Source organism: Roseicella sp. DB1501 (genome assembly GCF_013112485.1).
GTDB lineage: Bacteria > Pseudomonadota > Alphaproteobacteria > Acetobacterales > Acetobacteraceae > Paracraurococcus.
The window spans coordinates 119,457-145,668 of record NZ_JABFHG010000002.1 but is presented as its reverse complement, the minus strand read 5'-3'; the positions used below and the strand labels follow the sequence as shown (position 1 = coordinate 145,668).

25 protein-coding genes are annotated in these 26,212 nt (G+C 71.0%); 15 read left to right on the top strand and 10 right to left on the bottom strand.

The features are described from left to right. The first annotated feature begins 194 nt into the window (after positions 1-194). From HJG45_RS04040 to HJG45_RS04030, 3 genes are all read left to right on the top strand, one after another. Positions 195-1,649 carry a circularly permuted type 2 ATP-grasp protein gene (locus HJG45_RS04040; protein WP_171610815.1) on the top strand — a complete coding sequence of 485 codons (1,455 nt, stop codon included), beginning with the start codon at positions 195-197 and terminating at the stop codon, positions 1,647-1,649. Next, entirely contained in the window at positions 1,643-2,581 is a 939-nt protein-coding gene (locus HJG45_RS04035) for an alpha-E domain-containing protein (RefSeq protein WP_171610814.1), read from the top strand. The genes HJG45_RS04040 and HJG45_RS04035 overlap by 7 nt, the downstream gene beginning before the upstream one ends. A 70-nt stretch (positions 2,582-2,651) precedes the next feature. Next, a complete protein-coding gene (locus HJG45_RS04030) occupies positions 2,652-3,389 on the top strand; it encodes a proteasome-type protease (protein WP_171610813.1) in 738 nt (245 codons plus the stop codon). 190 nt (positions 3,390-3,579) lie between these two features. Here the strand turns inward: HJG45_RS04030 and queE are convergent, their stop codons facing one another. Genes queE through queA form a run of 7 tightly spaced genes read right to left on the bottom strand, consistent with a single transcriptional unit; the run spans position 3,580 to position 9,286 of the window. Beyond that, positions 3,580-4,212 (bottom strand): 7-carboxy-7-deazaguanine synthase, encoded by a 633-nt coding sequence (gene queE / locus HJG45_RS28335; RefSeq protein ID WP_171610812.1) that lies wholly within the window; start codon positions 4,210-4,212, stop codon positions 3,580-3,582. Continuing rightward, on the bottom strand, positions 4,209-4,736 hold the full coding sequence (locus HJG45_RS28330) for a 6-carboxytetrahydropterin synthase (protein ID WP_171610811.1): 528 nt from the start codon (positions 4,734-4,736) through the stop codon (positions 4,209-4,211). Before HJG45_RS28330 ends, queE begins: the two co-directional genes overlap by 4 nt. Continuing rightward, a complete protein-coding gene (queC, locus tag HJG45_RS04015) occupies positions 4,729-5,433 on the bottom strand; it encodes a 7-cyano-7-deazaguanine synthase QueC (RefSeq protein WP_171610810.1) in 705 nt (234 codons plus the stop codon). The genes HJG45_RS28330 and queC overlap by 8 nt, the downstream gene beginning before the upstream one ends. 36 nt (positions 5,434-5,469) lie before the next feature. Next, a complete protein-coding gene (gene queG, locus HJG45_RS04010; protein ID WP_171610809.1) occupies positions 5,470-6,561 on the bottom strand; it encodes a tRNA epoxyqueuosine(34) reductase QueG in 1,092 nt (363 codons plus the stop codon). A gap of 3 nt (positions 6,562-6,564) precedes the next feature. Further along, on the bottom strand, positions 6,565-7,035 hold the full coding sequence (gene queF / locus HJG45_RS04005) for a preQ(1) synthase (RefSeq protein WP_171610808.1): 471 nt from the start codon (positions 7,033-7,035) through the stop codon (positions 6,565-6,567). Beyond that, positions 7,032-8,216 (bottom strand): tRNA guanosine(34) transglycosylase Tgt, encoded by a 1,185-nt coding sequence (gene tgt / locus HJG45_RS04000; protein ID WP_171610807.1) that lies wholly within the window; start codon positions 8,214-8,216, stop codon positions 7,032-7,034. The genes queF and tgt overlap by 4 nt, the downstream gene beginning before the upstream one ends. Beyond that, positions 8,213-9,286: a tRNA preQ1(34) S-adenosylmethionine ribosyltransferase-isomerase QueA gene (gene queA / locus HJG45_RS03995; RefSeq protein ID WP_171611230.1), complete on the bottom strand. Its 1,074-nt coding sequence runs from the start codon at positions 9,284-9,286 to the stop codon at positions 8,213-8,215. Before queA ends, tgt begins: the two co-directional genes overlap by 4 nt. 294 nt (positions 9,287-9,580) lie before the next feature. Between queA and HJG45_RS03990 the strand changes: the two genes are divergently transcribed. The 3 genes from HJG45_RS03990 to HJG45_RS03980 all read left to right on the top strand — a co-directional run bounded on the left by HJG45_RS03990 (position 9,581) and on the right by HJG45_RS03980 (position 11,834). Beyond that, on the top strand, positions 9,581-9,790 hold the full coding sequence (locus HJG45_RS03990; RefSeq protein WP_171610806.1) for a molybdopterin-binding protein: 210 nt from the start codon (positions 9,581-9,583) through the stop codon (positions 9,788-9,790). 268 nt (positions 9,791-10,058) lie between these two features. Beyond that, entirely contained in the window at positions 10,059-10,805 is a 747-nt protein-coding gene (locus HJG45_RS03985) for a sulfite exporter TauE/SafE family protein (protein ID WP_171610805.1), read from the top strand. 9 nt (positions 10,806-10,814) lie between these two features. Further along, positions 10,815-11,834, top strand: a complete 1,020-nt coding sequence (locus tag HJG45_RS03980; RefSeq protein WP_171610804.1) for a hypothetical protein — start codon at positions 10,815-10,817, stop codon at positions 11,832-11,834. A gap of 57 nt (positions 11,835-11,891) precedes the next feature. Here the strand turns inward: HJG45_RS03980 and HJG45_RS03975 are convergent, their stop codons facing one another. Then, entirely contained in the window at positions 11,892-12,251 is a 360-nt protein-coding gene (locus HJG45_RS03975; RefSeq protein ID WP_171610803.1) for a DUF427 domain-containing protein, read from the bottom strand. Between the two features lie 116 nt (positions 12,252-12,367). Between HJG45_RS03975 and HJG45_RS03970 the strand changes: the two genes are divergently transcribed. Continuing rightward, positions 12,368-13,537 carry an amidohydrolase gene (locus HJG45_RS03970; RefSeq protein WP_171610802.1) on the top strand — a complete coding sequence of 390 codons (1,170 nt, stop codon included), beginning with the start codon at positions 12,368-12,370 and terminating at the stop codon, positions 13,535-13,537. A 12-nt stretch (positions 13,538-13,549) separates the two neighbouring features. Here HJG45_RS03970 and HJG45_RS03965 read toward each other — a convergent pair whose 3' ends face one another. Beyond that, complete coding sequence (locus HJG45_RS03965) at positions 13,550-14,098, bottom strand: hypothetical protein (protein ID WP_171610801.1); 549 nt, start codon at positions 14,096-14,098, stop codon at positions 13,550-13,552. Positions 14,099-14,124: 26 nt separating this feature from the next. Continuing rightward, positions 14,125-15,273: a hypothetical protein gene (locus HJG45_RS03960; protein ID WP_171610800.1), complete on the bottom strand. Its 1,149-nt coding sequence runs from the start codon at positions 15,271-15,273 to the stop codon at positions 14,125-14,127. 246 nt (positions 15,274-15,519) lie between these two features. Between HJG45_RS03960 and HJG45_RS03955 the strand changes: the two genes are divergently transcribed. From HJG45_RS03955 to HJG45_RS03920, 8 genes are all read left to right on the top strand, one after another. Further along, entirely contained in the window at positions 15,520-17,631 is a 2,112-nt protein-coding gene (locus tag HJG45_RS03955) for a prolyl oligopeptidase family protein (RefSeq protein WP_171610799.1), read from the top strand. A gap of 98 nt (positions 17,632-17,729) precedes the next feature. Next, on the top strand, positions 17,730-18,434 hold the full coding sequence (locus tag HJG45_RS03950) for a carbonic anhydrase (protein WP_171610798.1): 705 nt from the start codon (positions 17,730-17,732) through the stop codon (positions 18,432-18,434). Positions 18,435-18,513: 79 nt separating this feature from the next. Next, positions 18,514-19,092 carry a transposase gene (locus HJG45_RS29625; RefSeq protein ID WP_171610797.1) on the top strand — a complete coding sequence of 193 codons (579 nt, stop codon included), beginning with the start codon at positions 18,514-18,516 and terminating at the stop codon, positions 19,090-19,092. A gap of 129 nt (positions 19,093-19,221) precedes the next feature. Continuing rightward, positions 19,222-21,012 carry a hydantoinase B/oxoprolinase family protein gene (locus tag HJG45_RS03940; protein ID WP_171610796.1) on the top strand — a complete coding sequence of 597 codons (1,791 nt, stop codon included), beginning with the start codon at positions 19,222-19,224 and terminating at the stop codon, positions 21,010-21,012. Next, positions 21,009-23,093, top strand: a complete 2,085-nt coding sequence (locus HJG45_RS03935) for a hydantoinase/oxoprolinase family protein (protein WP_171610795.1) — start codon at positions 21,009-21,011, stop codon at positions 23,091-23,093. Before HJG45_RS03940 ends, HJG45_RS03935 begins: the two co-directional genes overlap by 4 nt. Continuing rightward, positions 23,090-24,163, top strand: a complete 1,074-nt coding sequence (locus HJG45_RS03930) for a TRAP transporter substrate-binding protein (RefSeq protein WP_171610794.1) — start codon at positions 23,090-23,092, stop codon at positions 24,161-24,163. The genes HJG45_RS03935 and HJG45_RS03930 overlap by 4 nt, the downstream gene beginning before the upstream one ends. Then, positions 24,160-24,849 (top strand): TRAP transporter small permease, encoded by a 690-nt coding sequence (locus HJG45_RS03925; protein WP_171610793.1) that lies wholly within the window; start codon positions 24,160-24,162, stop codon positions 24,847-24,849. Before HJG45_RS03930 ends, HJG45_RS03925 begins: the two co-directional genes overlap by 4 nt. After that, on the top strand, positions 24,846-26,210 hold the full coding sequence (locus HJG45_RS03920) for a TRAP transporter large permease (RefSeq protein WP_171610792.1): 1,365 nt from the start codon (positions 24,846-24,848) through the stop codon (positions 26,208-26,210). The genes HJG45_RS03925 and HJG45_RS03920 overlap by 4 nt, the downstream gene beginning before the upstream one ends. Positions 26,211-26,212 lie beyond the last annotated feature (2 nt).

The window sequence follows — 26,212 nt, the reverse complement described above, 5'->3', positions numbered from 1 at the left end:
CTTGCGCAGCCCGCCGGCTGCCGCCGCCTTGGGCAAGGCTGGGCAGATGCTGGGCAAGGCGCCCGGCAGCGCCGCAATTCGATGCGTGTCGCGACTTGCGAAAAGGCCGCCCGGCGTGCTGCTTTGAAGGGCCGCAGCCGCATCCAGGGGGTCGGAACCGAGTGTCGCCTAAGACAAGTGCCGCATACGACGAGATGCGCGCCGAGGATGGGGTCCGTGCCGCTTATGCCGAGATCGAGCGCTGGCTCCGCGCCACGCCGCGCGAGCAGCTGGACCGCAAGCGCCGCGAGGCGGAGCTGCTGTTCCGCCGCATCGGCATCACCTTCGCCGTCTATGGGGAGGGCGGTGACCCGGAGCGGCTGATTCCCTTTGATATCATTCCCCGCATCATTGCGAAATCCGAATGGGAGCGGCTTTCCGGCGGCCTGCGCCAGCGGGTGCGGGCGCTGAACGCCTTCCTCGCGGATGTCTACGGGCCGCAGGAGATCCTGAAGGCCGGCCGGATCCCGAGCGCCCTGGTGCTGGAGAATGAGGGCTTCCGCAAGGAGATGGTCGGGGTGACGCCGCCGGGCGGCGTGTACACGCATATCTCGGGCATCGACATGGTGCGCACCGGGCCCGACGAGTTCTACGTGCTCGAGGACAACTGCCGCACGCCGTCCGGCGTCTCCTACATGCTGGAGAACCGCGAGGCGATGCTGCGGCTGTTCCCGAGGCTGTTCGCCCGGCACCGCATCGCACCGGTCAGCCGCTATCCGGAGGAGCTGCTGGAGACGCTGAAGGCGGTGGCGCCGGCCCGCGCCAGCGAGAACCCGACCGTCGCCATCCTCACCCCTGGCCCCTACAACAGCGCCTATTACGAGCATTGCTTCCTCGCCGACGAGATGGGCGTCGAGGTAGTGGAGGGCGCCGATCTCTGCGTGCAGGACCGCGTCGTCTACATGCGCACCACCGCCGGGCCGAAGCGGGTGGACGTGATCTACCGCCGCATCGACGACGAGTTCCTCGATCCCGATGCCTTCCGCCCGGACAGCCTGGTCGGCGTGCCCGGCCTGATGGAGGCCTATCGCGCCGGCAACGTGGCGCTGGCCAACGCGCCCGGCGGCGGCATCGCCGACGACAAGGCAATCTACCCCTACGTGCCGGAGATGGTGCGCTTCTATCTCGGCGAGGAGCCGATCCTGCAGAACGTGCCCACCTTCCTCTGCGAGCGGGAGGAGGACCGCAATTACGTCCTCTCCAACCTCGACAAGCTGGTGGTGAAGCTCGCCAAGGGCTCGGGCGGCTACGGCATGCTGATCGGGCCGCATGCGACCAAGGGCCAGCGCGAGGAATTCCACGCCCGCATCCTGGCCCGGCCCGGCGACTACATCGCCCAGCCGACCCTCGCCCTTTCCACCTGCCCGACCGTGGTCGAGCAGGGCATCGCGCCGCGGCATGTGGACCTGCGGCCCTTCGTGCTCTCGGGCAAGGAGATCCGCATCGTCCCGGGCGGCCTCACCCGCGTCGCCCTGAAGGACGGCTCGCTGGTGGTGAACTCCTCCCAGGGCGGCGGCACCAAGGATACCTGGGTGCTGGAGGATGAGGGGCCCGGCGTGATGGACGGGGCCATGGAGGGACAGGTGCAGACGGCCTCGATCGGATGCTGAGCCGCACCGCCGAGAACCTGTTCTGGCTGGCCCGCTACGCCGAGCGCGCCGGCAACACGGCGCGCGGCATCGCCGTCGCCTTCCGCATGGCGGCGATCTCGGCCCGGCTTGGCGACGAGGGCGCGGAGTGGCGCGCCCTGCTCACCGCCTCGGGCGGCGATGCCGGCTTCTACCGGAAATACGAGGCGCCGACGGCCGAGGCCGCCATCCACTGGCTGGTCTTCGACCCCGACAACGCCTCCAGCATCCTCGCCTGCTTCGAGGCGGCGCGGCGCAACGCCCGCTCGGTGCGCACGGCGCTCACCGTCGACATGTGGGAGGCGCTGAACGACAGCTGGAACCACCTGCGCAACCTGGCTCCCGACGCGACCGAGGGGGAGAACCTCATCGACTTCCTCGGCTGGGTGCGGGAGCGGGTGACGCTGTTCAATGGCGCGGCGAACGAGACCATGCTGCGCAACGAGCCCTGGCGCTTCGTGCATCTCGGCACGATGCTGGAGCGCGCGGACAACACCGCGCGGCTGCTCGACGTGAAGCACGCGCTCTTCGCGCCGGGCGTCGAGGGGGCGGTGGACTACGTGCAGTGGCAGGCGGTGCTGCGCTCGGTCTCGGCCATGCGCTCCTACCAGTGGGTGTACCGGGAGCGGCTCTCCGGCCGGCGCATCGCCGAGCTGATGATCCTGCGCCCCGAGCTGCCGCGCAGCCTCGCCGCCTGCCACGGCGCCGTCGCCGACACGCTGGAGGCGATCGGCATCGGCCAGGGCGGCCGCTTCGGCGAGTGCCACCGGATCGCCGGCCTGCTGAAGGCGCAGCTCCGCTACGGGCGGATCGAGGATGTCTTCGCGCAGGGGCTGCACGAATTCCTCACCGACATGATCACCCGCACCGCCGCGCTCGGCGGCGAGATCGAAGCCTTCTACATCCGCCATTGAGGGCGGCGCGATCCGCCCTATGCTTCGGCCGCGCCTGGCCGCGCCCGGCCGGGGGTTGGGGAAGGGCGGCATGACCTATTGCGTCGGACTCTATCTGCGGGAGGGGCTGGTCCTCCTCTCCGACACCAGGACCAATGCCGGCGTCGACCACATCTCGGTCTTCTCCAAGATGCAGGTCGAGGAGGTGCCGGGGGAGCGGGTGCTGACCATGCTCTCGGCCGGCAACCTCGCCATCACCCAGGCGGTGTGGAACCGGCTGCAGGAGGGGGTGCAGCTCGGCGGCGTGCGGCAGACGCTGCGCAGCGTGCCGAACATGTTCCGCGCCGCCCGCCTGGTCGGCCAGGCGGTGCGCGACGTCTTCGCCGCCGATGGCGAGGCGCTGAAGGCGCAGGAGGTGCGCTTCGACATCTCCCTCATGCTCGGCGGCCAGATCGTCGGCGAGCCGCCGCGGCTGTTCCTCGTCTATGCCGCCGGCAATTTCATCGAGGCGACGGCCGACACGCCCTTCCTGCAGATCGGCGAGCACAAATACGGCAAGCCGATCCTGGACCGGGCGGTGAGCTTCGACACCTCGGTGGTGGATGGGGTGAAGCTGGTGCTGATCAGCATGGACAGCACCTTGCGCTCGAACCTCACGGTCGGCCTGCCGGTCGATCTGCTGGTCTATCGGGCGGACAGCTTCGCGGTGACGCTGCGCAAGCGGCTCACCGAGGAGGATGCCTATTTCCGGGTAATCCGCGACGGCTGGAGCGAGGCGCTGCGCCAGGCCTATATGGAGATGCCGAGGCCGGACTGGGTGCCCCAGTGATCCCCGCGAAGCCGCTGCGCGCCGCCGCGGGGGGCGGATAATCTCCCCACGAAGCCGCTTCGCGTCTTCGCGGGGACCCTGGGATTCGCACCTGATCCTCGATGCGTCACAGCCTGCCGCGGCAAAGCCGCGTCAGGGCAACAGGAGGCGACGGTTGCGATGGGCGTTCTGGGACGAAGGCGTCCTGCGCTCAGGGAATCCCGATCAGCTTGTGGGTCTGCAGGGAGAGCCGCCAGCGGGGGTGGCGGAGGCAGTAGGCGACGGCCGCCGCCGTATGCGCGGCGCGGTCCGACCCGTCCATGGGCTGCAGGAAGAAGTGGCGGAAATCGAGATGCGCCACCGCCTCCGGCAACAGGCCGGGCTGCGGATAGACGAGCTTCAGCTCCTCCCCGCGCGTCGCCCGCAGCGGCGCCCCTGCCTTCGGGCTGACGCAGAGCCAGTCGATGCCGGGCGGCGGCGCGATGGTGCCGTTGCTCTCGACCGAGATGGCGAAGCCCGCATCGTGCATCGCCGCGATCAGCGGCGGGTCGAGCTGCAGCAGCGGCTCGCCGCCGGTGAAGACCACATGCCGCCCCTCGGCGCCGCCCCGCCAGGCGGCGAGGATGGCCGCGGCCAGCGCCGCGGCATCGGCGAAGCGGCCGCCGCCCTCGCCATCCAGGCCGACGAAATCCGTGTCGCAGAAGCGGCAGACGGCGGCCGCCCGGTCCTCCTCCCGCCCGCTCCAGAGGTTGCAGCCGGCGAAGCGGCAGAAGACCGCGGCGCGGCCCGCCTGGCCGCCCTCGCCCTGCAGGGTCGGGAAGATCTCCTTGACCGCGTAGCTCACCGGGCGGGATCCAGATCGTTGATGCTGAGATCGGCGCGCGACCACCAGCCCTGGCGACGCGGCAGGATGTCGAAGGGATCGCCCTCGAAGCGCACCGTGTTGGTCGGCGTCTCCTCGATCTCGAGGCCGGCGCAGGCGAGCCGCCCGCCATCGGCGGCGAGGAAGGCGCCGAGCTTGGCCGCGAACAGGCCGCAGAGCAGCTCCGTCGTCGGGTCGCCCGGCGTCACCAGGATGCGCGGCAGCCGCTCCGGCTCCGCCGCCTGGAACCAGCCGAGCAGCGGGTCGCCCTCGCCGAGCTGCAGCGCATGGTCGACATGCCCGTCGATCCAGTGGTGCCAGCGCGACTTCGCCCGCGCGAAGGGCTCGACCATGTTGGCCCCGCCGTCGAGCGGCGCCGGCCGCACCGCCCGCAGCCGCACCGTCACCGTCTCGGTATGGCCATGCGGCAGCGCGCATTGCGCCGAGCCGCCGGCGAGCAGCCGGTGCGCCATCGAGAAGCGGCGGCGGAAGACCAGCTCAAACATGCGCGGCCCGCCAGGCGTCCCAGCCGCGCTGCCGCAGCTCGCAGGCGGGACAGGTGCCGCAGCCATAGCCCCAGGGATGGCGATGCGCCCGGTCGCCGAGATAGCAGCTATGCGTGTCCTCGCGGATCGCCTCGACCAGCGCCGTGCCGCCCAGCCGCTCGGCCAGCGCCCAGGTCGCCGCCTTGTCGCGCCACATCAGCGGCGTGTGCAGCACGAAGCGCCGCTCCATGCCGAGGTTGATCGCCACCTGCAGCGCCTTCAGCGTGTCGTCGCGGCAATCGGGGTAGCCGGAATAATCCGTCTCGCACACGCCGGCGACGAGATGCTTCAGCCCGCGCCGGTAGGCCAGCGTCGCGGCGAAGGTGAGGAAGAGCAGGTTGCGCCCGGGGACGAAGGTGTTGGGCAGCCCATCCGCCTGCATGGCGATCTCGGTCTCGCGCGTCAGGGCGGTGTCGGAGACGGCGCGCAGCGCATCGAGGCTCAGCCCATGGTCCGGCCCGAGCCGCGGCGCCCAGCCGGGAAACTCCCGCGCGATCCGGTCGCGGAACACGCCGCGCACCACCATCTCCACATGATGGCGCTGGCCGTAATCGAAGCCGATGGTCTCGACATGGGCGAAGCGCTCCAGCGCCCAGGCGAGGCAGGTGGCGGAATCCTGCCCGCCGCTGAACAGCACCAGCGCCGCATCCTCGCGCATCACGCCCTCCGCCGCGTCCCGCGGCCCCGATCCGTCTCACCCATCCTGCACCATCCCTTCGGCCCCATCCTGCAACCCTGGGGCCGGCGCCGTTCCATCCAGCTGTGCCAGCGCCCAGCGCGCCGCCTCCGCCACCACCGCATCCGCATCGCCGCAGAGCGCCCGCGCCACCGGGCGCAGGCCGGCCTCGCCGGAATTGCCGATGGCGTAGAGCACGTTGCGCACGAAGCGGCCGCGGCCAATCCGCTTGACCGGCGAGCCGGCGAAGCGCGCCCGGAAGCCGGCATCGTCGAGCCGCGCCAGCATCGCCAGCTCCGGCGCGATCAGATCCTCCCGCGCGATCAGCCCCGGCACCGTCGTCGGCCGGGCGAAGCGGTTCCAGGGGCAGACCGCCAGGCAGTCGTCGCAGCCGTAGATGCGGTTGCCGAGCTTCGGCCGCAGCGCCTCCGGGATCGGACCGCGATGCTCGATGGTGAGATAGGAGATGCAGCGCCGCGCGTCGAGCCGGTAGGGGGCGGGGAAGGCGTCCGTCGGGCAGGCCACCTGGCAGCGCGTGCAACTCCCGCAGCGATCGGCATGCGGCGCGTCCGGGGCCAGCGCCAGGGTGGTGTAGACCTCCCCGAGGAACAGCCAGGAGCCATGCGCGCGGGAGACGAGGTTGGTGTGCTTGCCCTGCCAGCCGAGCCCGGCCTGGGCGGCGAGCGGCTTCTCCGAGACCGGGGCGGTGTCGACGAAGACCTTCACCCCCGTCCCGGCGAAGCGCGCCACCATCCAGCGCGCCAGCGCCTTCAGCCGCGGCTTGACGATATCGTGGTAGTCGCGATGCCGGGCATAGGCGCTGATCGTGCCGCGATCCGGCCGGGCGAGGGGGGCCAGCGGGTCCTCGGCCGGGGCGTAGGAGAGGCCGAGGCAGATCACGGAGAGCGCCTCCGGCCAGAGCGCCCGGGGATGCGCCCGCTGCTCGGCCCGGCCCTCCATCCAGCCCATCTCGCCATGCATGCCCCGGGCGAGGAAATCCTCCAGCCGCCGCCGCACCTCCGGGCCGAGCTCGGCGCGGGCGAAGCCCACCGCATCGAAGCCGAGGCGCAGCGCCTCATCCCGGATTGCCTCCCGCGCCCCGGCCGCCATCCGCTATCCCCGGCCGCGATAGGGCGCGACGCCCTGCTCTGGCACCCAGACCCCCTCCGGCGCCGGGCCGGTCTGGTAGAAGACGTCGATCGGCATGCCGCCGCGCGGATACCAGTAGCCGCCGATGCGCAGCCAGGCCGGCGCCAGCTCCGCCACCAGCCGCCGTGCGATGGCGACGGTGCAGGCCTCGTGGAAGGCGCCGTGGTTGCGGAAGGCGGAGAGGTAGAGCTTCAGCGACTTGCTCTCCACCAGCCAGTCGCCCGGCACGTAGTCGATCACCAGATGCGCGAAGTCCGGCTGGCCGGTCAGCGGGCAGAGCGAGGTGAATTCCGGCGCCGCGAAGCGCACCAGATAGGCCGTGCCGGGATGCGGGTTCGGCACCCGCTCCAGCCGCGCCGCCTCCGGGTTCGCCGGCAGCCCGGTGGGGCGGCCGAGCAGGGTGAGGCCGCTGGTATCGGTGCTGGCTTCGGTCATAGGGGCGCCTCCCGGTCCTCGGCGAGCGCGGCGGCAGCGGGGTCGTCGCCGATATTGTCCTCGGGCGGCGCGTCGCCCGCCGCCCAGCCGGCCTCGACCTCGGCGCAATGGGCGTCCAGCCGCCCGGCCGAGATCGCCTCGCGCAGGCCGCGCGTCAGGTCCTGGTAGTACTGGATGTTGTGCCAGGTCAGCAGCATCGGCCCGAGCATCTCCGCCGCCTTGATCAGGTGGTGCAGATAGGCGCGGGAATGCCGGGTGCAGGCCGGGCAGGGGCAGGCGGGGTCGAGCGGCCGCGCATCCTCGGCGTGCCTGGCGTTGCGCAGGTTCAGCACGCCGCGGCTAGTATAGGCGCGGCCGGTGCGCCCGCTGCGGGTCGGGATGACGCAGTCGAACATGTCGATGCCGCGCCGCACCGCGCCGAGGATGTCGGCCGGCGTGCCGACCCCCATCAGGTAGCGCGGCGCCGAGGCCGGCAGCAGCGGCAGGGTGCAGTCCAGCACCGCGAACATGGCCGGCTGGCCCTCGCCGACGGCGAGCCCGCCTACCGCATAGCCCTCGAAGCCGATGCCGGCCAGCGCCGCCACGCTCTCCGCCCGCAGCGCCGGATAGGTGCTGCCCTGGACGATGCCGAACAGCCCGTGCCCCGGCCGCGGCACGAAGGCCTCGCGGCAGCGCGCCGCCCAGCGCATGGAGCGGCGCATGGAGTCGGCCGCCACCGGCTCGCTGGCGGGAAAGGGCGTGCATTCGTCGAGGCACATGGTGACGTCGGCGCCGAGCAGGCGCTGGATCTCGACGCTGCGCTCCGGCGTCAGCCGGTGGCGGGAGCCGTCGAGATGCGAGCGGAAGGTGACGCCCTGCTCGTCCATCTCGCGCAGCGCGGCGAGGCTCATCACCTGGAAGCCGCCGGAATCGGTCAGGATCGGGCCCTGCCAGTCCATCATCCGGTGCAGCCCGCCGAGCCGGGCGACGCGCTCGGCGCCGGGGCGCAGCATCAGGTGGTAGGTGTTGCCGAGCACCATGCGGGCGCCGGTCGCGCGCACCGCATCGGCGGTCATCGCCTTCACCGTGCCGGCGGTGCCGACCGGCATGAAGACCGGCGTCTCCACCGCGCCATGCGCGGTCCGCAGCACGCCGCGCCGCGCCGCGCCGTCGGTCGCGCTGCAGCGCCAGGAAAGGCTCACGCGTCGTCTCCCGCCGCGTCGGGGAGGCAGGGCAGCAGGCTGGCATCGCCATAGCTGTAGAAGCGGTAGCCCGCGGCAATGGCATGCGCATAGGCGGCGCGCATGCGGGCGGTGCCGGCGAAGGCCGAGACCAGCATGAAGAGCGTGCTCCGCGGCAGGTGGAAATTGGTCAGCAGCAGATCCGCCGCCCGGAAGCGGTGGCCGGGCAGCAGGTAGAGATCGGTCAGCCCGCGGAAGGGCCGCACCGGCCGCAGCGGGTCGCCCCCGGCGCCTTGCGCCGCCGTCTCCAGCAGCCGCAGCGCGGTGGTGCCGATCGCCACGATCCGCCCGCCCTCCGGCCGCGCCCGGTTGACCAGCGCCGCCGCCTCCGGCGTCACCTCGCCCCATTCGGCGTGCAGCCGGTGGGCGCGCGGGTCCTCGCCGCGCAGCGGCAGGAAGGTGCCGGCGCCGACATGCAGCGTGACGGTCGCCCGCCGCACCCCCCGCGCCTCCAGCGCCGCGACCAGATCGGGGGTGAAATGCAGGCTGGCGGTCGGGGCGGCGACGGCGCCGGGGCGGGCGGCGAAGAGGGTCTGGTAGTCCTCCCGGTCCTCCGGCCGCGGCCCCTCCGGCCGGGCGATGTAGGGGGGGAGGGGAATCTCGCCGGCGCGCTCCAGCGCCGCCGCCAGCACCGCCGGATCGGGGCCGAAATCGAGCCGCGCCGTGCCGCCCTCGCGCGCCAGCACCCGGCAGGGCAGCTCCGGCGCGCCCTCGATGCGCAGCGCATCGCCCGGGCGCAGCCGGCGGGCGTTGCGCACCAGCGCCTCCCATGTCCCGCCCGGCTCGGCGCGGTTCAGCATGATCTCGATCGCCGCCTCGCCGCGGTGGGCGCGCAGCCGGGCCGGGATGACGCGGGTGTCGTTCACCACCATCACGTCGCCGGGGCCGAGCAGCGCCGGCAACTCGCGGATGGCGCGATCCTCGCAGCCCGCGGGCCCGACCCGCAGCAGCCGGGCGGCGTCGCGCGGCCGCGCCGGGGCCTGGGCGATCAGGCGCTCGGGCAGGGCGAAGTCGAAATCCTCCGCCCGCAGGGGGGGAGGCGCGAGGGCGGGGTTGTGGGGCACGGCGGGGGGCTAGCGCGGTCGGCGCGGGAAGGCAACCGAACCCGCCCCTCGCGGCCCGGCCGGCGGCATTGCGGCAAATTGCAGCGAGCGGAACGACAGGCGCGGCGCCGCCGCAGGGGCAGACGCAGGGGCAGGCGCAGGGGCGGGCGCAGGGGCGGGCGTCGGCCGGGCCGGCCCGCACCCGGCTTGACCCTGCCCCGGCCGCGCGACATGGCTGCGCGGCGCGCCGCAGGGCGCGGCCACCGGACGAGGAGATCCAGCATGAAGCTGTCCGCCCGCAACCAGCTTCCCGGCACCGTCGAGGCGGTCTCGCCCGGCGCCACCACCGCCCATGTCACCATCACGCTCGCCGGCGGCGGCACGGTCGTCGCCTCCATCACCAACGAGGCGGTGGCCGACCTGGCGCTGAAGCCGGGCGACAGCGTCTTCGCGGTGATCAAGGCCTCGGACGTGATGGTGGGCAAGGGCTGAGGGGCGAGGGGCGCCGCCCGTAAGCCAGCCGACCGGCTTAGGAACGCCCCGCAGACCCGCTTCGCGGCGTTGCTGGACCATGATCCGCCCACACAGGGTCGCGGATCATGGTCCAGGCCGTTGTTTGATCGCGTGATGCACGCTTTTCGGTGCGTCCGCCTCAAGCGCTCACGCTCCAGGACCCCCCCGAGCCTGTCCCGCATCGGCCCGCCGTCTGGCGCCCGCCGCCCCGTCGTGGCAGTCATTGGGGCCGAAGGGGAACAGGGCTTTGGAGGGTCTCATCGCCGTGGTGGCGCTCGGCGCCGCCGCGGGTGGCTTCGTGCAGGGGCTCTCGGGCTTCGCCTTCGGCCTGGTGGCGCAGGCGATCTGGGCCTGGACGCTCGATCCGGCGCTGGCCGGGCCGCTGACCGTCTTCGGCTCGCTGCTCGGGCAGATCCTCGGCATCGGCGCCATCCGCCGCGGCTTCGACGCGCGGCGGGCGGCGCCCTTCATCCTCGGCGGCGTCCTCGGCGTGCCGCTCGGCGTCGCCCTGCTGCACCGGATCGACCCGGATGTGTTCCGCGCCGGGGTCGGCCTGCTGCTGCTGGTCTGGTGCCCGGCCATGCTGCTGGCCCGCGCCCTGCCGCGCATCACCCGCGGCGGCCGGTTGGCGGATGGCGCGGTCGGGGTGGTGGGCGGCGTCATGGGCGGGCTCGGCGGCCTCACCGGACCGGCGCCGACCCTCTGGGTGACGCTGCGCGGCTGGGGGCGGGATGCGCAGCGCGCGGTGTTCCAGGCCTTCACCCTGGTGATGCAGGCGATGACCATGACGGTCTATCTGGCGAGCGGCACCGTCACGGTGGAGGTGGCGAAGCTCTGCCTGGTGGCGGCGCCGGCGCTGCTGGTGCCGACCCTGCTCGGCCTCCGGCTCTACCGCCGGTTCAGCGACGTCGCCTTCCAGCGCATCGTGCTCGGGCTGCTGGCGCTCTCCGGCCTGCTGCTGGTGACGGCGGCGGTGCCGCGGCTGCTGCGGTAGCATCCGATGATGCCCGTGCTGCTCCTCCCGCTTCTCCTGCTGCTCGCGCTGGCGCCCGCGCGCGCCGAGCCGCTGCGCTTCGTCGCCTTCGGCGACATGCCCTATTGCGGCGCCGAGGCGCCGGAGCGTTGCGCCGCCGAGGAGGCGCGGGTCGCGCGGCTGATGGCGGCGATCAACGCGGCGCGGCCGGATTTCTCCCTCTTCCTCGGCGACACCAAGGGCGGCACCGAGCTCTGCACCGACGACCGGCTGCTGCGCGCCTTCACCTGGATGGGCCTCGCCGAGCAGCCGCTGGTCTACACGCCCGGCGACAACGAATGGACGGATTGCTGGCAGGACCGCGCCGGCCGCTTCGACCCGCTGGAGCGTCTCGCCCTGCTGCGGCGGCATTTCTTCGACCGCCCGGCGAGCCTCGGCCGGCGGCCGATGCCGCTCGTGCGCCAGGCACCCCCGACCGTCGAGAATGCCCGCTGGATGCGGGGCGGCGTGCTGTTCCTCACCCTGCACGTGCCGGGCAGCAACAACGGCCGGCCCGGGGAGCCGGGCGAGCCCGGGGCGGGCGGCCTGCCGCGTGGTCCTGCGGCGCTCGCCGAATTCACCGCGCGCGACGCCGCCAACCGCGCCTGGCTCGCCGAGAGCTTCGCCGCCGAGCCGGCGGCGCGGGCGGCGGTGATCGGGATCCAGGCCGATCTCTTCTACCGCCGCATCTGCGGCCAGGGCTATGACAGCGGCTACGGGCCGATCCGCGAGGCCATCGCCGCCGCCGCCGCGCGCTTCGGCCGGCCGGTGCTGCTGCTGAACGGCGACAGCCACTACCTGCTGCGCGAGACGCCCATCGCCACGGTGCCGAACCTCACCCGGCTGCAGGTGCCGGGCGAGGCGGATGTGCAGGCGGTGCTGGTCACGCTCGAGCCGGAGGCGCCCGACCCCTACCAGATCGCGCTCATCGGCGCGCCGGGCGACCCGCCGCAGCCGCCGCCCTGTCCCGGCTATGCGGTGCTGCGGGCGGCGCAGGGCGGGGCGCGCTGAAGCATCGTCACCCGTTCGCGTCTTTCCACGCGAACGGGAGCTGCTCTGGGCCGGCGCCTACAGCTCCTCGATGCCGTCCACCCGGTCCGGATAGAAGGCGAGATGCCCGGTGATCGCGGCGACCGCGGGATAGGGCGCCTCGTAGCTCCAGATGGCGTTCTCGGCGCGGCGGTCCCCGGCCTCGATGCTGTAATAGGCGGCATCGCCCTTGTAGGGGCAATGCGTGCTGCGCTCCGTCCGCCGCAGCAGCGCCATCGCCGCATCCTCGCGCGGGATGTACAGCACCGGCGGGTAGCTGGCCTCCCGCAGGGTGAGGGCGCGGCGGCTCTCGGCCACCACCTGCCCGTTGAAGGTGACGCGCACGCGCTTCGGATTAGGCTCGATGGTGATCGGATGGTCCGGGCCTGGCTGCTTCATGGCAACTCCTCCTGCCGGAGAGATGGCGTCGCCGGGCGGCGCATCCAGCCCCTCGCGGGCTGGCCGGCGGGGCGGGGAGCCTGCCAGACTGCCCGCGGGTGAAGGGGAGAGCCGCCATGCTGCTGAGCCATTGCCGCCTGCCGGATGGCCGCGCCGACATGCATGTCCTGGTGCGCGAGGGCCGCGTCGCCGCCATCCTCGACGCGCCGCCCGAGATCCCCGCCGGCGGGCCGGCGGTGATCGATTGCGGCGGCGCCCTGCTGCTGCCGGCGCTGACGGATTTCCACGTCCATCTCGACAAGTCGCTCTTCGGCCTGCCCTGGATGCCGCATGCCGCCGGCCCGGACCGGATGAGCCGCATCGAGACCGATGCCCGCATCCTGCCCACCCTGCCGGTCGGGCCGCGCGCGACGGCGCTGCTGCAGCGCTGCATCGCCCAGGGCAGCGTGTACTTCCGCAGCCATGTCGACATCACCCCCGCCTTCGGCCTGCGCAACCTGGAGGCGGTGCTGGCGCTGCGCGAGGCCGAGGCGGGGCGCTGCCACATCCAGACCGTCGCCTTCCCCCAGGCCGGGGTGATGCGGGCGCCCGGCACGCTGGCGCTGCTGGAGGAGGCGCTGCGGATGGGCGCCGACCTGCTCGGCGGCCTCGATCCCTGCGAGGTGGACCGCGACCCGCGCGGCCAGCTCGACGCGCTCTTCGCCCTGGCCGGGCGATATGGCGTCGGGCTCGACATCCATCTGCACGAGGCGGGCGAGCTCGGCCTGTTCTCGCTGGCCGAGATCTGCGCCCGCACGCGCGCCGCCGGGATGCAGGGCAAGGTCTGGGTCAGCCACGGCTTCGCCCTCGGCGCGGCGCCGGAGGCGCGGCTGCAACGGGCGGCGGCGGAGATGGCCGAGTGCGGCGTCGGCCTGGTCAGCCACGGCGCCGGCGGCGCCGCCCTGCCGCCGCTGCTGCGCCTGGCCGAGGCGGGCGTCGCCGTGCTGCTCGGCAACGACAACATGCGCGACACCTGGGGCCCCTATGGCACCGGCGACATGCTGGAGCGCGCGGCGATCATCGGCTGGCGGCTGGATGCGCGGACCGATGCGGCGATCGCGGCGCTGCTGCGCATGGCGACCGAGGACGCGCCGCGGGCGCTGGGGATCGAGCCGCCGGCCGTCGCGCCCGGCGCGGTGGCGAGCTTCGTCCTGCTGCCGGCCGAGACGCCGGCCGAGGCGGTGGCGCAGCACCCGCCGCGGCGGCTGGTGGTGTATCGGGGGCGGGTGGTGGCGGGCGGGGCGTAGCGGGCGGGGCCGTCAGGCGGCGTGCCGCGCCCGCACCCGGTCAGGATACCAGCCGGTGAACTTGATGGCGCCGACCAGCGCCAGCACGATGGCGAGGATGCCGAGCTTCGGCGGCAGGCCCGGCACCACGAGCAGCGCCGCCTCGGCCGCGACCATCACCGCGAAGGCGAGCGCCCAGACGCCGGTGATGACCATGTTGGTGCGCAGGAAGCCCGGGCTGTTCCACAGCGCCGGCGCCACCTGCTCGCGCGCGTATTGCAGGGTGAAGGGCCGGCGCAGCGCCAGCGAGGCGAGGACGATCAGCAGCAGGCCGGCATCGACGGCGAGCCGGACGGCGATCACCGACCAGTCCGGCCGCAGGATAAGGGCGACGAGGGCGAGGGCGCCGAAGAGGATCAGCGTGCCGATTTCCAGCAGCTTCGGCGCGCGGCCCGCCAGCCGGTCCCGCAGCAGCAGCCCGGCGGCGGCGAGGGCGCCCGCGACCAGGCCGGGGGTGGGGCCGAGGAGGCGGTCGAGCAGCGCGAAGGCGAGGAAGGGGGAGAAGGCGAGGAGGATGGGCATGGGGACCACGGGCCAGAACAGAGAAACTAACGATAATCTATAGTGGAAATTTCCACAATATCACTCTTCTGATATATGCTAACTTTTTTATTTTTTTCTTGCTCCTCATTTTTCATTTCTTGGTGGATTTTACAGAAATCTGATTTTTTGATTAATTCTTGCTCGTAAAACACAATCAAGCTTCCTCCACTGATTATGATGCATCCTTTAAGTTTTCTTATTATCGTTTGTTGAATATCTGGCATGAACTGTTTAACCGAGATAGCAGCCGGAATACCCCCGCCGATGCCGGTGACCCGTAAGGCAAATCGTCCCAAATCGGCCAGACCAAAAGATACTGCGATAAGCATTGCGACGATGAAGCATAAAATAAGATAACGAATGCTCGAAAGAAAATAAAAAAATGCGGGAAGTATAATCGAGAGTGAAATAAAAAGTAAGCTGCACGACATAAAAGTAGTATCATTGGAGAGCGAGGTGCTTGCGTGGAATTCGGTCATAGCGAGTTGAACAACAAGAATAAATACGCTGTAGAATATAAAAAGGAATATATTCTGAAATACTACAAATAAAAGCACAACTGCTGCACCAAGCAAGCTATTCCAATGAAATCTAAGGTAAGTTAAAATTAAAGCATAGATCAGATATGAAACCAATATCGAGGCAAAAAAGGAAACAACAATAATGCTGTCAGGAGAATTCATAAAAAATGCTAAAGCACATAATGAAATAACGAAATTCAAATACGGCGTAAAGAATATGATAATTCGAACGATTCTGTAGAAAATAACAGATCTATTTGAATGGCTATCTTTGTATTTAAGGAAGAAAACGGCTTCGTAAATAATTCGCCATTTAGGAGAAACGCCACTAAATGATTCATTCTCAAGATTCCGCCCAATTAAATGCGGCACTACTAAACTACTCGCAAGCATAAGAATAAAAAATCCTATAACCGAAAATAGGTAGAAGTAAAACGAAATTGGCAATAGGTCAGTCGAAAAAACTGTGAAATTTGAATGATGCTCATAAGAGATTTTTTTGAAATAGGCCATGCAGGCAACAAAAGCAAACGGCGGACCAGCAAAAATTACGATTTTAGCTAGTACAGTTATTTCTTTTATATATTCTTGGTCAAATTCAATCAAACCGTATTTTAATTTACTTTTTTTCACATCAAATCTCCAGCTTTTCAGTAAAAGTTAACGATAATATGCAAGTCATATTATTCATTATCATAAATTTTCTAAGTTAGTGCTTGGCATATTAAATTTATCCTTGCTTGGGCCGCTCGATACGGTAAAGTTATTAATGAGGATCTCATTGACCGAAGGCTGGACATTCCGAAGTCATAAGAATTTCAGCCCACAATCTTGGTTGTAGTTTATTCCGCTCTTTTCGTCCCGCGGAGAATACACCGCATGCCCCCCGACCCCCGCCCAACCCTCACCACCCCCGACGACGACCCCCACCTCTGGCTCGAGGAGATCGACTCCCCCCGCGCCCTCGCCTGGGTCGCCGCCCAGAACGCCGCCACCCTGGCCCGCCTCGCCGATGCCCGCTTCGAGGCCGACCGCGCCGCGGTGAAAGCCATCCTCGACCGGCCGGACAAGCTGCCCTTCGTCAGCCGCCGCCACGGCCATCTCTACAATGTCTGGCAGGATGCCGAGCATCCCCGCGGCCTCTGGCGCCGCACCACCGAGGCCAGCTTCCGCAGCGACGCGCCGGACTGGGACATCCTCCTCGACCTCGATGCCCTGGCCGCCGCCGAGGGCGAGGACTGGGTCTTCAAGGGCGTGAAGGCGCAGCCCGCGGGCGGCGACCGCGCGCTGCTCAGCCTCTCGCGCGGCGGCGGCGACGCCACGGTGCTGCGCGAGTACAGCCTCTCCCGCCGCGCTATCCTCGATGACGGCTTCCACCTGCCCGAGGCGAAGAGCGACGCCGCCTGGCTCGATGCCGATACGCTGCTGCTCTCCTCCGCCTGGGGGGAGGGGATGGCGACGAGCTCGGGCTATGCCCGCACCGTCCGCCACTGGGCCCGCGGCACCGATCCGGCCACGGCGCCGGTGGTCTTCGCCTGCCCGGCCGAGCACATGCTGGTCGGCGCCTCGGTGGACCGCGAGGCGGGCGGCCGCGTCACCTATTACGACCTCCGCAGCTTCTACGAGCGCCGGCTGCATCTCGGCGATGGCGCGGGCCCGCGCCAGGCGCTCGACCTGCCGGTGGATGCCGAGGCGGACTGGCAGCGCGGCTGGCTGGCGGTGCGGCTGCGCAGCCCCTGGAGGCTGGGCGGCACCACCCATCCGGCGGATGCGCTGCTCGGCATCCGGCTCGACGACTTCCTCGCCGGCGGGCGGGACTTCGCCACGCTCTTCACCCCGGCGCCGCGCCGGGCGCTGCAATCCATGCACTGGTGCGACGGGCGCCTCGTCCTCGCGGTGCTGGACGCGCTGCGGCCGGTCTACCAGGTGCTGACGCCCGGGGCGGGGATGGGCGAGGGCGCCTGGGCCTCGGCCGAGCTGCCCGGCCTGCCGGAGGTCGGCACCGCCATGCTCTGGCCGCTCGACGGCGCGCGCGAGGAGTCGGACGGCACGCTGCTGCTGCTGGTGCAGGACCCGATCACCCCGCCGGCCCTGCGCCTGACCGATACCGCGCTCGCCGCGCCGAGCCTGCTGAAGCAGGCGCCCTCCGTCTTCGATGCCGGCGGCCTGGTGGCGACGCGGCACGAGGCCATCTCGGTAGATGGCGAGCGCATCCCCTATGTGCAGACCGGCCCGGCCAAGGCCCCGGATGGCGACGCGCCGGTGCATCTCACCGGCTATGGCGGCTTCCGCGTCTCCAGCATGCCCTATTACCAGGGGGTGCAGGGCAAGCTCTGGCTGGAGCGCGGCGGCACCACCGTCCTCGCCAATATCCGCGGCGGCGGCGAGTTCGGCACCGCCTGGCACGAGGCCGGGCGGCGCGAGCGCAAGCATCTCTCGCATGATGATTTCGCCGCCGTCGCCGCCGATCTGGTGCGGCGCGGCGTGACGCGGCCCGGCCGCATCGCCGCCGAGGGCGGCTCCAATGGCGGGCTGCTGATCGCCAACATGCTGGTGCGCTATCCGGAGCGCTTCGGGGCGCTGTTCTGCACCATCCCGCTGATCGACATGCGCCGCTACAGCAAGCTGCTCGCCGGGGCGAGCTGGATCGCCGAATACGGCGACCCCGACAGGCCGGAGGATTGGGAATTCCTGCAGCATGTCTCGGCCTATCACCGGGCCGAGCCAGGGCGGCGCTACCCGCCGATCCTGCTGGCGACGACGCGGCGGGACGACCGGGTGCACCCCGGCCATGCCCGCAAGATGGCGGCGAAGCTGCAGGCGCTGGGCTACCCGGCGCTGTTCCACGAGCCGGCGGCGGGCGGCCATGGCTACGGCAAGGACAATGACGAGGTGGCGCGCTTCGCCGCCCTCGGCTCGGCCTTCCTGCGGCGGGCCATCGGCTGGGAGGCGGAGGGAGAGGCGGCCGGGCCGGCGCGGCCGGGGGGCTGACGCCCGGCCGTGTCGGACTTTTCTCCCTCTGCGCAATTTATTGCGATAAAAAATCATCCCACGGTAGTCTCGCCGCGCCGAAGCGGAAAGGACAGGATATGTGCCTCTGCTGCAACGCCACGCCGGGCCGGCGAGGGCTGCTGGCTGCGGGCCTCGGCGCCCTGGCGACCGCCGGCCTCGGCGCCCCGGCCGGCGCGCAGCCCCTGCGGCGCGCCGCGGAGGATCCGGCCGCGGCCTTCGCGCGGCTCGCCGCCGGGAATGCCCGCTACGTGGCGAACACGCCGAAGGCGCGGGACGTCTCGGCCAGGCGCGCGCTGCGCGCCGCGGGGCAGGTCCCCTATGCCGCCGTGCTCGGCTGCGCCGATTCCCGCGTGGCGCCGGAGCTGGTCTTCGACGAGGCGCCGGGCAACCTCTTCGTCGTGCGGGTGGCGGGCAATTTCGTCACGGCCGACGGGCTGGCGAGCCTTGAATTCGGCGCCGCGGTGCTCGGCACCAAGGCCATCCTCGTCCTCGGCCATACCAGCTGCGGCGCGGTGACGGCGACGGTGCGGGCGCTGCAGCAGGGGAACGACCTGCCCGGCGGCATCGCCGGCCTCGTCTCGGCGATGAAGCCGGGGATCGAGCCGGCGCTGCGGGAGACGGGCGGCGACCTGGCCCGCCGGGCGCTGGAGGCGAATGTGCGACACAGCGTGGAGGTGCTGCGGACCGGCTCGCCGCTGCTCTCGCCCCTGATCCAGCGGGGCGCGCTGGCGGTGCGGGGCGGCCTCTACGAGCTGGCGACCGGCCGCGTCACCCTGCTCTGACCACCGGCGGCGCCGGAACGAGCTTGACGTAACAGGAATAAATGTCTATCGTGCGGCCCCGTCATCGGGAGGGGTCCGCATGCCGCATTTCACCCCGCGCCGCGACTGGGCCCCGCTCTCGGAGGAGGAATGGGCGGCGCTGCTGCCGCATCTGCGGGATGCGGCGCTGCCCGGCCGGCCGCTCGCCGATCCGCGCGGGCGGATGGATGCCATCCTGCACATGGCCGTCGCCGATCTCCCCTGGCGGCTGCTGCCGGAGCGCTTCGGCAAGCCGGACACGGTCAGCCGGCATTTCCGCCGCCTGACCCATGCCGGGCTCTGGCTGCGGCTGCTGGAGGCGCTGGCGGACCGGCGCTGCCCGCCCGGTCTGCGGGCCATCGAATACTGGCTCTGTCGCGCCGCCCGCCGCGCCATGCGGCTGCTGCAGATGCGCGGCCTGGTGCTGGCGCGCCGTCTCGGCCTCTACACGGCGCTGCCGATGGTGCCCTGGATGATGCCCGACCCGGATTTGTCCGAATGGCTGTTCCGCCGCATCTGGCGCGCGATCGCCGATATCCCGCGCCGCTGGCCGCCGCCCGGCTTCCTGCGGGTGGCCGGCAAGGTGCTGGTCACGGCCGGCGGTCGCCCGGTCTGGTCGAAGCGCTTCGCCCCGCCCTGATGCAGACCTGGCGCCCCGCTGCCCGCGCCGCGGGCAAGGCCGGTCCGGCGGCCCCGCATCGCCGCCTGGCGATGGGATGGCGCCGCCGCCCGCCCGTGCCATGCTCCGCCCGTGACGGAAGGGCAGGGCATGGCAGCGACGGCGATCGATCCCATCGAGTTCGAGCTCTTCCGCAACGCCCTCTTCTCCATCGCGGACGAGATGGCGCTGACCGTCCATCGCACGACCTATTCCGCCGTGCTGAAGGACAACATGGACTACAGCACCGCCTTCTGCGACGGCGAGGGCCGGCTGGTGGCGCAGGGCCTGACCCTGCCGAGCCATCTCGGCAGCATCCCCGAGGCGCTCGGCGCGGTGCTGCGCCGCTACGGCGACAGCATGGCCGAGGGCGACATCTTCGTCCTCAACGATCCCTTCGAGGGCGGGATGCACCTGCCCGACATCTTCCTCTTCCAGCCGATCTTCGTGGATGGCGAGCGGCTGGCGATCGCGGCCACCATCTGCCACCACACCGATGTCGGCGGCCGGGTGCCCGGCTCCAACGCCTCGGACAGCACCGAGATCTACCAGGAAGGGCTGCGCATCCCGCCGCTCCGCCTCTACGAGCGCGGCCGGAGGAACGAGACGCTGGAGGCGCTGATCGAGCGCAATGTCCGCGTTCCGGTGAAGGTCTTCGGCGACCTCCGCGCCCAGCTCGCCGCCTGCACCATCGCCGAGCGCGCCTTCCGCGACCTGGTCGCCCGCGCCGGGGTCGGGAAGACGCGGCTCCATATGGCGGCGCTGCTCGACCATGCCGAGGCGCTGACCCGCGCGGCGCTGCGCGCGCTGCCGGACGGCGAGTGGCGCTTCGAGGACCATATCGACGACGACGGCGTCGAGCTCGGCAAGCCGATCCCGCTCCGCGTGCGGGTCGAGAAGCGCGGCGACCGCATGCTGGTGGACTGGACCGGCACCAGCCCGCAGGTGAAGGGCGCGATCAACAACACGCTGAGCTTCACCCGCTCGGCCAGCTATTGCGGCATCCGCAGCATCCTGCCGGCCAACATCCCGAACAACGAGGGGTATTTCCGCGCCATCGAGGTGGTGGCGCCCGAGGGCACCATCGCCAATGCCGTGCTGCCGGCCGCCTGCGCCGCGCGCGGCCTCACCGGCTTCCGCATGGTCGACTGCCTCTTCGGCGCCCTGGCGCAGATGCTGCCGGACCGTGTCGGCGCGGCCGGTGACGGCGGCAATCTCGGCGTCTCCATCGGCGGCTGGCGGCGGGTGCCGGGCGGCGACGGGGTGCGGCGCGAGCCCTTCATCTATGTCGACTTCACCTGCTCCGCCTGGGGCGGCCGGCCCTTCGCCGATGGCTGTGACGGCAACAGCCACATGTTCGCCAACATGGCCTCGCCCTCGATCGAGGTGACGGAGGCGGAGCAGCCGATCCAGGTCACGCGCTACGAATTCCTGCCCGACACCATGGGCCCCGGCCAGTATCGCGGCGGCGCGCCCTTCTGCCGCGAATACCGCTTCCTGGAGGAAGAGGGCGTGCTGCAGGTGCGCGCCGACCGCCGCGCCTTCCTGCCCTTCGGCCTGCAGGGCGGCGGCGCCGGCGCCCCCTCGATGAACTGGCTGGTGCGGGACGGCGTGACCGAGGCGCTGCCCTCGAAATTCTGCATCACCCTGAAGCGCGACGACCTCTTCCGCCTGGAGGTGCCGGGCGGCGGCGGCTGGGGCGACCCGTTGGCGCGTGACCCGGCCCTGGTGCTGCGCGACGCCCGCAACGGCCTCGTCTCGCGCGAGGCGGCGCGGCGCGACTACGGCGTCGTCCTCACGCCCGACTGGCGGGTGGATGCGGCGGCGACCGAGGCGCTGCGGCAGGAGCACGCGGCGCGGCGCGGGCCCTTACCCGCCGTGACGCGGGAGCGCCTGGCATGAGCTGGCGCGTCGCGGCCGATATCGGCGGCACCTTCACCGATCTCGTGGCCATCGGGACGGACGGCGCGCTGCGCACCCGCAAGGTCAGCTCCTCGGTCGGCGATTACGGCCGTGCCATCGTCGAGGGGCTGGGCGCGCTCTTCGCCGAGGCCGGTATCGCGCCGGGCGAGGTGGAGGAGATCCTGCACGCCACCACCGTCGCCTCCAACGCCATCCTGGAGCACAAGGGGGCGAAGACCGGCCTCATCACCACCGAGGGTTTCCGCGACGTGCTGGAGATCCGCACGCTGCGCATGCCCCGCCTCTACGACCTGCGCTGGGAGAAGCCGGCGCCGCTGGTGCCGCGGCATCTCCGCCTCGGCGTGCCGGAGCGGGTGAATGTGCGCGGCGAGGTGGAGCGGCCGCTGGACGAGGCGGCGGCGGAGGCCGCCGTCGCGCAGCTCCTCGCCGAGGGCGTCGAGGCCATCGCCGTCTGCCTGCTGCATGCCTACGCCAATCCGGCGCATGAGCGGCGGATCGGCGAGATCGTCGCCCGCCTCGCCCCCGGCCTGCCGGTCTCGCTCAGCGTCGAGGTGCTGCCGGAGATGAAGGAGTACGAGCGCAGCTCGACCACCGTCATCAACGCCTATCTCGGCCCCATCCTCGGCCGCTACCTCATCGCGCTGTCGCGCGACCTGCGGGGCTCCGGCCTCGCCGCGCCGCTGCTGCTGATGCAATCCTCCGGCGGGCTGATGCCGGCGGCGGAGGCGGCGCGGCTGCCGGTGCATGTGGTGGAGAGCGGGCCGGCCGCCGGCGTCATCGGCGTGCAGATGCTGGCCCGGCGCATCGGCCTCGCCGACGCCATCTCCTTCGACATGGGCGGCACCACGGCCAAGGCCGGCGTCATCGAGGGCGGCGAGGTGACGCGGGCCGGCGAGTACAGCGTCGGCGGCGGCATCATGGTCGGCTCGCGCCTGCTCTCGGGCGCCGGCTACCAGCTCAAGGTGCCGGCGATCGACCTGGCCGAGGTCGGCGCCGGCGGCGGCTCGCTGATCTGGCTCGACGCCGCCGGCGCGCCGCAGGTGGGGCCGGAGAGCGCCGGCGCCTGGCCGGGGCCGGTCTGCTACGGCCAGGGCAACAGCCAGCCGACGGTGACGGATGCCAATGTCGTCCTCGGCTACCTGAACCCGGAGGCGCTGGTTGGCGGCGCCCTGCCGATCGACGCCGCCGCCTCGCGCGCCGCCATCGCCGAGCGCGTCGCCGCGCCGCTCGGCCTCGGCCCGGAGGAGGCGGCGCATGGCGCGCATCTGATCGCCGCCTCGAACATGATCCGCGCCATCAAGGCCGTCTCCTCCGAGCGGGGGCGGGACCCGCGCGGCTTCGCCCTCGTCGCCTTCGGCGGCAACGGCCCGCTCTTCGCCGCCGGCATGGCGCGGGCGCTCGGCATGAGGCGGGTGGTGGTGCCGCCCTCGGCCGGCGTCTTCTCGGCGCTCGGCCTGCTCGCCTCGGATGTCGAGCTGCATCTCTCGCGCTCCTGGCGGCACCCGGCGCGCGGCCTCGACCCGGCGGCGCTGGAGACGGCCGCGGTGGTGCTGGAGGAGGAGGCGCGGATGCGGCTGCGGGCCCAGGGCTTCCCACCAGAGCGGATCGCCATCCGCCGCGGCGCGACGCTGCGCTACCAGGGCCAGTCCTTCGAGCTGCAGGTCGGCTTCGCCGCCGGGGAGGGACCGGAGATCGTCGAGGAGCGCTACGGCGCCGAGCATGAGCGCACCTATGGCCATCGCGCCGGCGCCGGGGAGCCGGTGGAGTTCGTCACCCTGCAGGTGATCGGCACCGGCCTGCCGGACCGCCCGCGCCTGCCGGAGCGCCTTTCGCCGCGCAGCATCCGCCCGCCCCAGGCCAGCCGCCGCGCCTATTTCGGCCGCGAGCCCGGCTGGCGGGAAACGGCGGTGGTGGCACGGTCCTCGCTAACGAGCCCCGTCGAGGGGCCGGCGATCATCGAGGAATACGATTGCACCTGCCTGGTCCCGCCGGGGGCGAGCGCCATGCTCGACGGCTTCGGCAACATCGTCATCACGCTGCAGGAAGGGCCGAGCGCATGAGAGGTTGGATCCCGGGCGCCGTCGCGGCGCTGCTCGCCGCCGGCGCCGCCACTGGCCCCGCCATGGCGCAGGCGGTGCCGCCGGGCCCCAAGGTGTCGATCGTCGCGGTCACCCAGCCGCTGCCGACGCAGCCGCAATTCACCCGCGTGGACGTGCCGGTGCTGAAGGAGGGGCTGGCCCGGGCGAGCAACGGCCGGATCGAGGTGCAGCTCTCGACCCATGCCGAGCGCAACCTCTCCGGCACCGAGATCGTGCGGCTGGTGCGCTCCGGCCAGGCGGATATCGGCGCCAGCACGCTCACCACGCTTTCCGGTGACGTGCCGATCCTCGATGGCGTCGACCTCGCCGGCCTCGCCCCCGATATCGGCATGGCGAAGCGGATCGCCGAGGCGATGCTGCCGGTGGTCAACAAGGATCTCGAGCGCTTCGGCGCCCGGCTGATGCTGATCTATCCCTTCCCGGCGCAGGTGGTCTGGTGCCGCCAGCCCTTCGCCGGCCTCGCCGATCTGAAGGGCCGCAAGATCCGCACCTTCGGCAATTCGCTGGTCGACTTCACCACCGCGCTCGGGGCGCAGCCAGTCTCCATCGGCTTCCCCGAGGTCTATTCGGCGCTCGAGCGCGGCGTCGTCGATTGCGCCGTCACCGGCACGGGCAGCGGCGTCTCCGCCCGCTGGCCGGAGGTGACGACGCATGTCTCGAACCTGCCCATCTCCTGGGCGCTGGCCGGCTACATGGTGAACATCGCCTGGTGGAACCGGCTCGATCCCAAGGTGCGGGCGGCGGTGGAGGCGACATTGGCCCAGGTGAACGAGGCGCAATGGGCGCTCGGCGAGGCGGCGACGCGCGACGGGCTCGACTGCGCCATCGGCAAGGCCGAGGGCTGCAAGATCCACAGCCTCGCCGGCCGGCCGATCACGGAAGTGGCGGCGACCCCGGCGGACAGCAGGCTGCTGCGCGAGGTCCTGGAGAAGAGCGTGCTGCCGGGCTTCGTCAGGCGCTGCGGCGCCCGCTGCGGCGAGGTGTTCAACCAGGTGATCGCGCCGATCGCCGGCCTGCGTTTCGGCGGGTGAGCGGGGCGGCGGAGCTGCCCGCGCCGCTGCGGGCGGCGCGGGCGCTGCGGCGCGGAATCGCTGGCTTCGCCGCGGCGATGGCCTATGTCGCGGGCTGGAACTACGTGGCCTGCGCGCTCTTCATCACCTTCGACGTGGTGGCGCGCAGCCTGTTCGGCTTCTCCTCGGCGGCGACCACCGAGGTCACCGGCTACATGCTGGCCGCCGGCATCGCCTGGAGCCTGGCGCATACCCTGGCGCGGCGGGCGCATATCCGCGTCGATGTCTGGGTGAACCGGCTACCGCTGCGGCTGCGCTCCGTGCTGCACCTGGTCTCGCTGCTGCTGCTCTTCGCCTTCGCCCTGTTCTGCGCTTGGGCAGCCTGGGCGCTGGTCGAGGAGAGCCTGCTCTTCGACGCGCATGACAACAGCGCGCTGCGCATCCCGCTGCTGGTGCCGCAGGCGATCTGGACCTTCGGCATCCTCGCCTTCTGCGTGATGATCGGGGCGCTGGTCCTGGAATCCGTCCTCGCGCTGCTGCTTGGCGAGGCGGGCGAGCTCGACCGCCTGCTCGGCTCCCGCACGCTGGAGGACGAGACGGCCGAGGCGCTGGAGGCGGTGGAGATGGCACGCGAGGGCCAGCACCCACCCGCCGCGCCCGGGGGCGTCAAGCGGCCCGAGGGCATCAAGCGAGAGATCTCGGCATGATCGCGGTCGTCTTCCTCCTCGCCCTGCTGGCCGCCGCCATCTTCGCCGCCGCCACCGGCGGCGAGGCGGTGCCGGTGATGGAGATCCTGGCGCTGACCGGCGTCTTCATCCTGTTCTTCGGCGCCGGGGTCTATATCGCCGCGGTGCTCGGCCTGCTCGGCATCCTGATCGGCCTCACCTTCTCCGACCGTCCCTGGTGGGCCTTCGCGGGGCAGACGCTCTGGGGGCCGTCCTCCAATTTCGTGCTGGTGGCGGTGCCGCTCTTCCTGCTGATGGGCGAGATCCTGCTGCGCGCCGGCCTCTCGGACCGGCTCTACCGGGCGCTCAATGTCTGGCTGAACCGGCTGCCGGGCGGGTTGCTGCACACCAACATCGTCTCCTGCGCCGTCTTCTCGGCCATCTCCGGCTCCTCGGTGGCGACGGCGGCCACCATGGGCTCGGTCGCGCTGCCCTATTTCAACAACTCCGCCTACAGCCAGCGCATGGTGCTCGGCTCGCTCGCCGCCGGCGGCGCGCTCGGCAACCTGATCCCGCCCGGCATCACCTTCATCATCTACGGGCTGATCACCGAGACCTCGGTCGGCGCGCTCTACATCGCGGCGCTGCTGCCGAGCATCCTGGTGACCGGGCTGTTCCTGCTGGTGATCCTCTGGCACGGCGTGGCGCGCCCGCTGGACCGGCCGCCGCCGCTGCCGCTCGGGATGAAGCTGCGGGCGCTGGTCGATCTGGTGCCGACGCTGCTGCTGATGCTGCTGGTGCTGGGCTCGATCTATGCCGGCTTCGCGACGCCCACCGAGGCGGCGGCGCTCGGCGTCGTCGGCGCCGCGGGTTTCGCCGCGCTGGAGGGCAAGCTCAGCCTGCGGCTGCTGAATGCCAGCGCCGAGGCGACGGCGCGCAACACGGCGCTGCTCGGCCTCATCATCTTCGGCGCCTATCTGCTGAACTACCTGCTGACCGCGATCAACGTGCCGCAGGCCCTGGCGCAGTTCATCGGCCAGCTGCCGCTGCCGCCCTGGGCGATCATGAGCTGCATCCTGGCGCTCTACCTGGCGCTCGGCACCTTCATGGAGGGCTTCTCCATGATCATCACCACCGTGCCCGTGGTCTTCCCGATCGTCGTGGCGCTCGGCTACGACCCGATCTGGTTCGGCGTGATGGTGACCATGCTGGTCGAGATCGCGCAGATCAGCCCGCCGGACGGCACGGTGATGTACGTGCTGCAGGGCATGCGGCCGCGGGGCGGGCCGATCACCGATGTCTTCGTCGGAGTGGCCCCCTTCCTCGCCGCCTATCTGCTGGCCGTCGCGCTGCTGATGGTCTGGCCGGGGATTGCGCTCTGGCTGCCGCGGGTTATGGGATAGGC

Coding starts and splice junctions, on each gene's coding strand:
- HJG45_RS03990 (WP_171610806.1), top strand. CDS start 9,581: ATGAAGCTGTCCGCCCGCAACCAGCTTCCCGGCACCGTCGAGGCGGTC.
- HJG45_RS03920 (WP_171610792.1), top strand. CDS start 24,846: ATGATCGCGGTCGTCTTCCTCCTCGCCCTGCTGGCCGCCGCCATCTTC.
- HJG45_RS03965 (WP_171610801.1), bottom strand. CDS start 14,098: ATGCCCATCCTCCTCGCCTTCTCCCCCTTCCTCGCCTTCGCGCTGCTC.
- HJG45_RS04040 (WP_171610815.1), top strand. CDS start 195: ATGCGCGCCGAGGATGGGGTCCGTGCCGCTTATGCCGAGATCGAGCGC.
- HJG45_RS03940 (WP_171610796.1), top strand. CDS start 19,222: ATGGCAGCGACGGCGATCGATCCCATCGAGTTCGAGCTCTTCCGCAAC.
- HJG45_RS04035 (WP_171610814.1), top strand. CDS start 1,643: ATGCTGAGCCGCACCGCCGAGAACCTGTTCTGGCTGGCCCGCTACGCC.
- HJG45_RS03980 (WP_171610804.1), top strand. CDS start 10,815: ATGCCCGTGCTGCTCCTCCCGCTTCTCCTGCTGCTCGCGCTGGCGCCC.
- HJG45_RS29625 (WP_171610797.1), top strand. CDS start 18,514: ATGCCGCATTTCACCCCGCGCCGCGACTGGGCCCCGCTCTCGGAGGAG.
- HJG45_RS03970 (WP_171610802.1), top strand. CDS start 12,368: ATGCTGCTGAGCCATTGCCGCCTGCCGGATGGCCGCGCCGACATGCAT.
- HJG45_RS03935 (WP_171610795.1), top strand. CDS start 21,009: ATGAGCTGGCGCGTCGCGGCCGATATCGGCGGCACCTTCACCGATCTC.
- HJG45_RS04030 (WP_171610813.1), top strand. CDS start 2,652: ATGACCTATTGCGTCGGACTCTATCTGCGGGAGGGGCTGGTCCTCCTC.
- HJG45_RS03955 (WP_171610799.1), top strand. CDS start 15,520: ATGCCCCCCGACCCCCGCCCAACCCTCACCACCCCCGACGACGACCCC.
- HJG45_RS03975 (WP_171610803.1), bottom strand. CDS start 12,251: ATGAAGCAGCCAGGCCCGGACCATCCGATCACCATCGAGCCTAATCCG.
- HJG45_RS03930 (WP_171610794.1), top strand. CDS start 23,090: ATGAGAGGTTGGATCCCGGGCGCCGTCGCGGCGCTGCTCGCCGCCGGC.
- queC (WP_171610810.1), bottom strand. CDS start 5,433: ATGCGCGAGGATGCGGCGCTGGTGCTGTTCAGCGGCGGGCAGGATTCC.
- queG (WP_171610809.1), bottom strand. CDS start 6,561: ATGGCGGCCGGGGCGCGGGAGGCAATCCGGGATGAGGCGCTGCGCCTC.
- HJG45_RS03950 (WP_171610798.1), top strand. CDS start 17,730: ATGTGCCTCTGCTGCAACGCCACGCCGGGCCGGCGAGGGCTGCTGGCT.
- queF (WP_171610808.1), bottom strand. CDS start 7,035: ATGACCGAAGCCAGCACCGATACCAGCGGCCTCACCCTGCTCGGCCGC.
- HJG45_RS28330 (WP_171610811.1), bottom strand. CDS start 4,736: ATGTTTGAGCTGGTCTTCCGCCGCCGCTTCTCGATGGCGCACCGGCTG.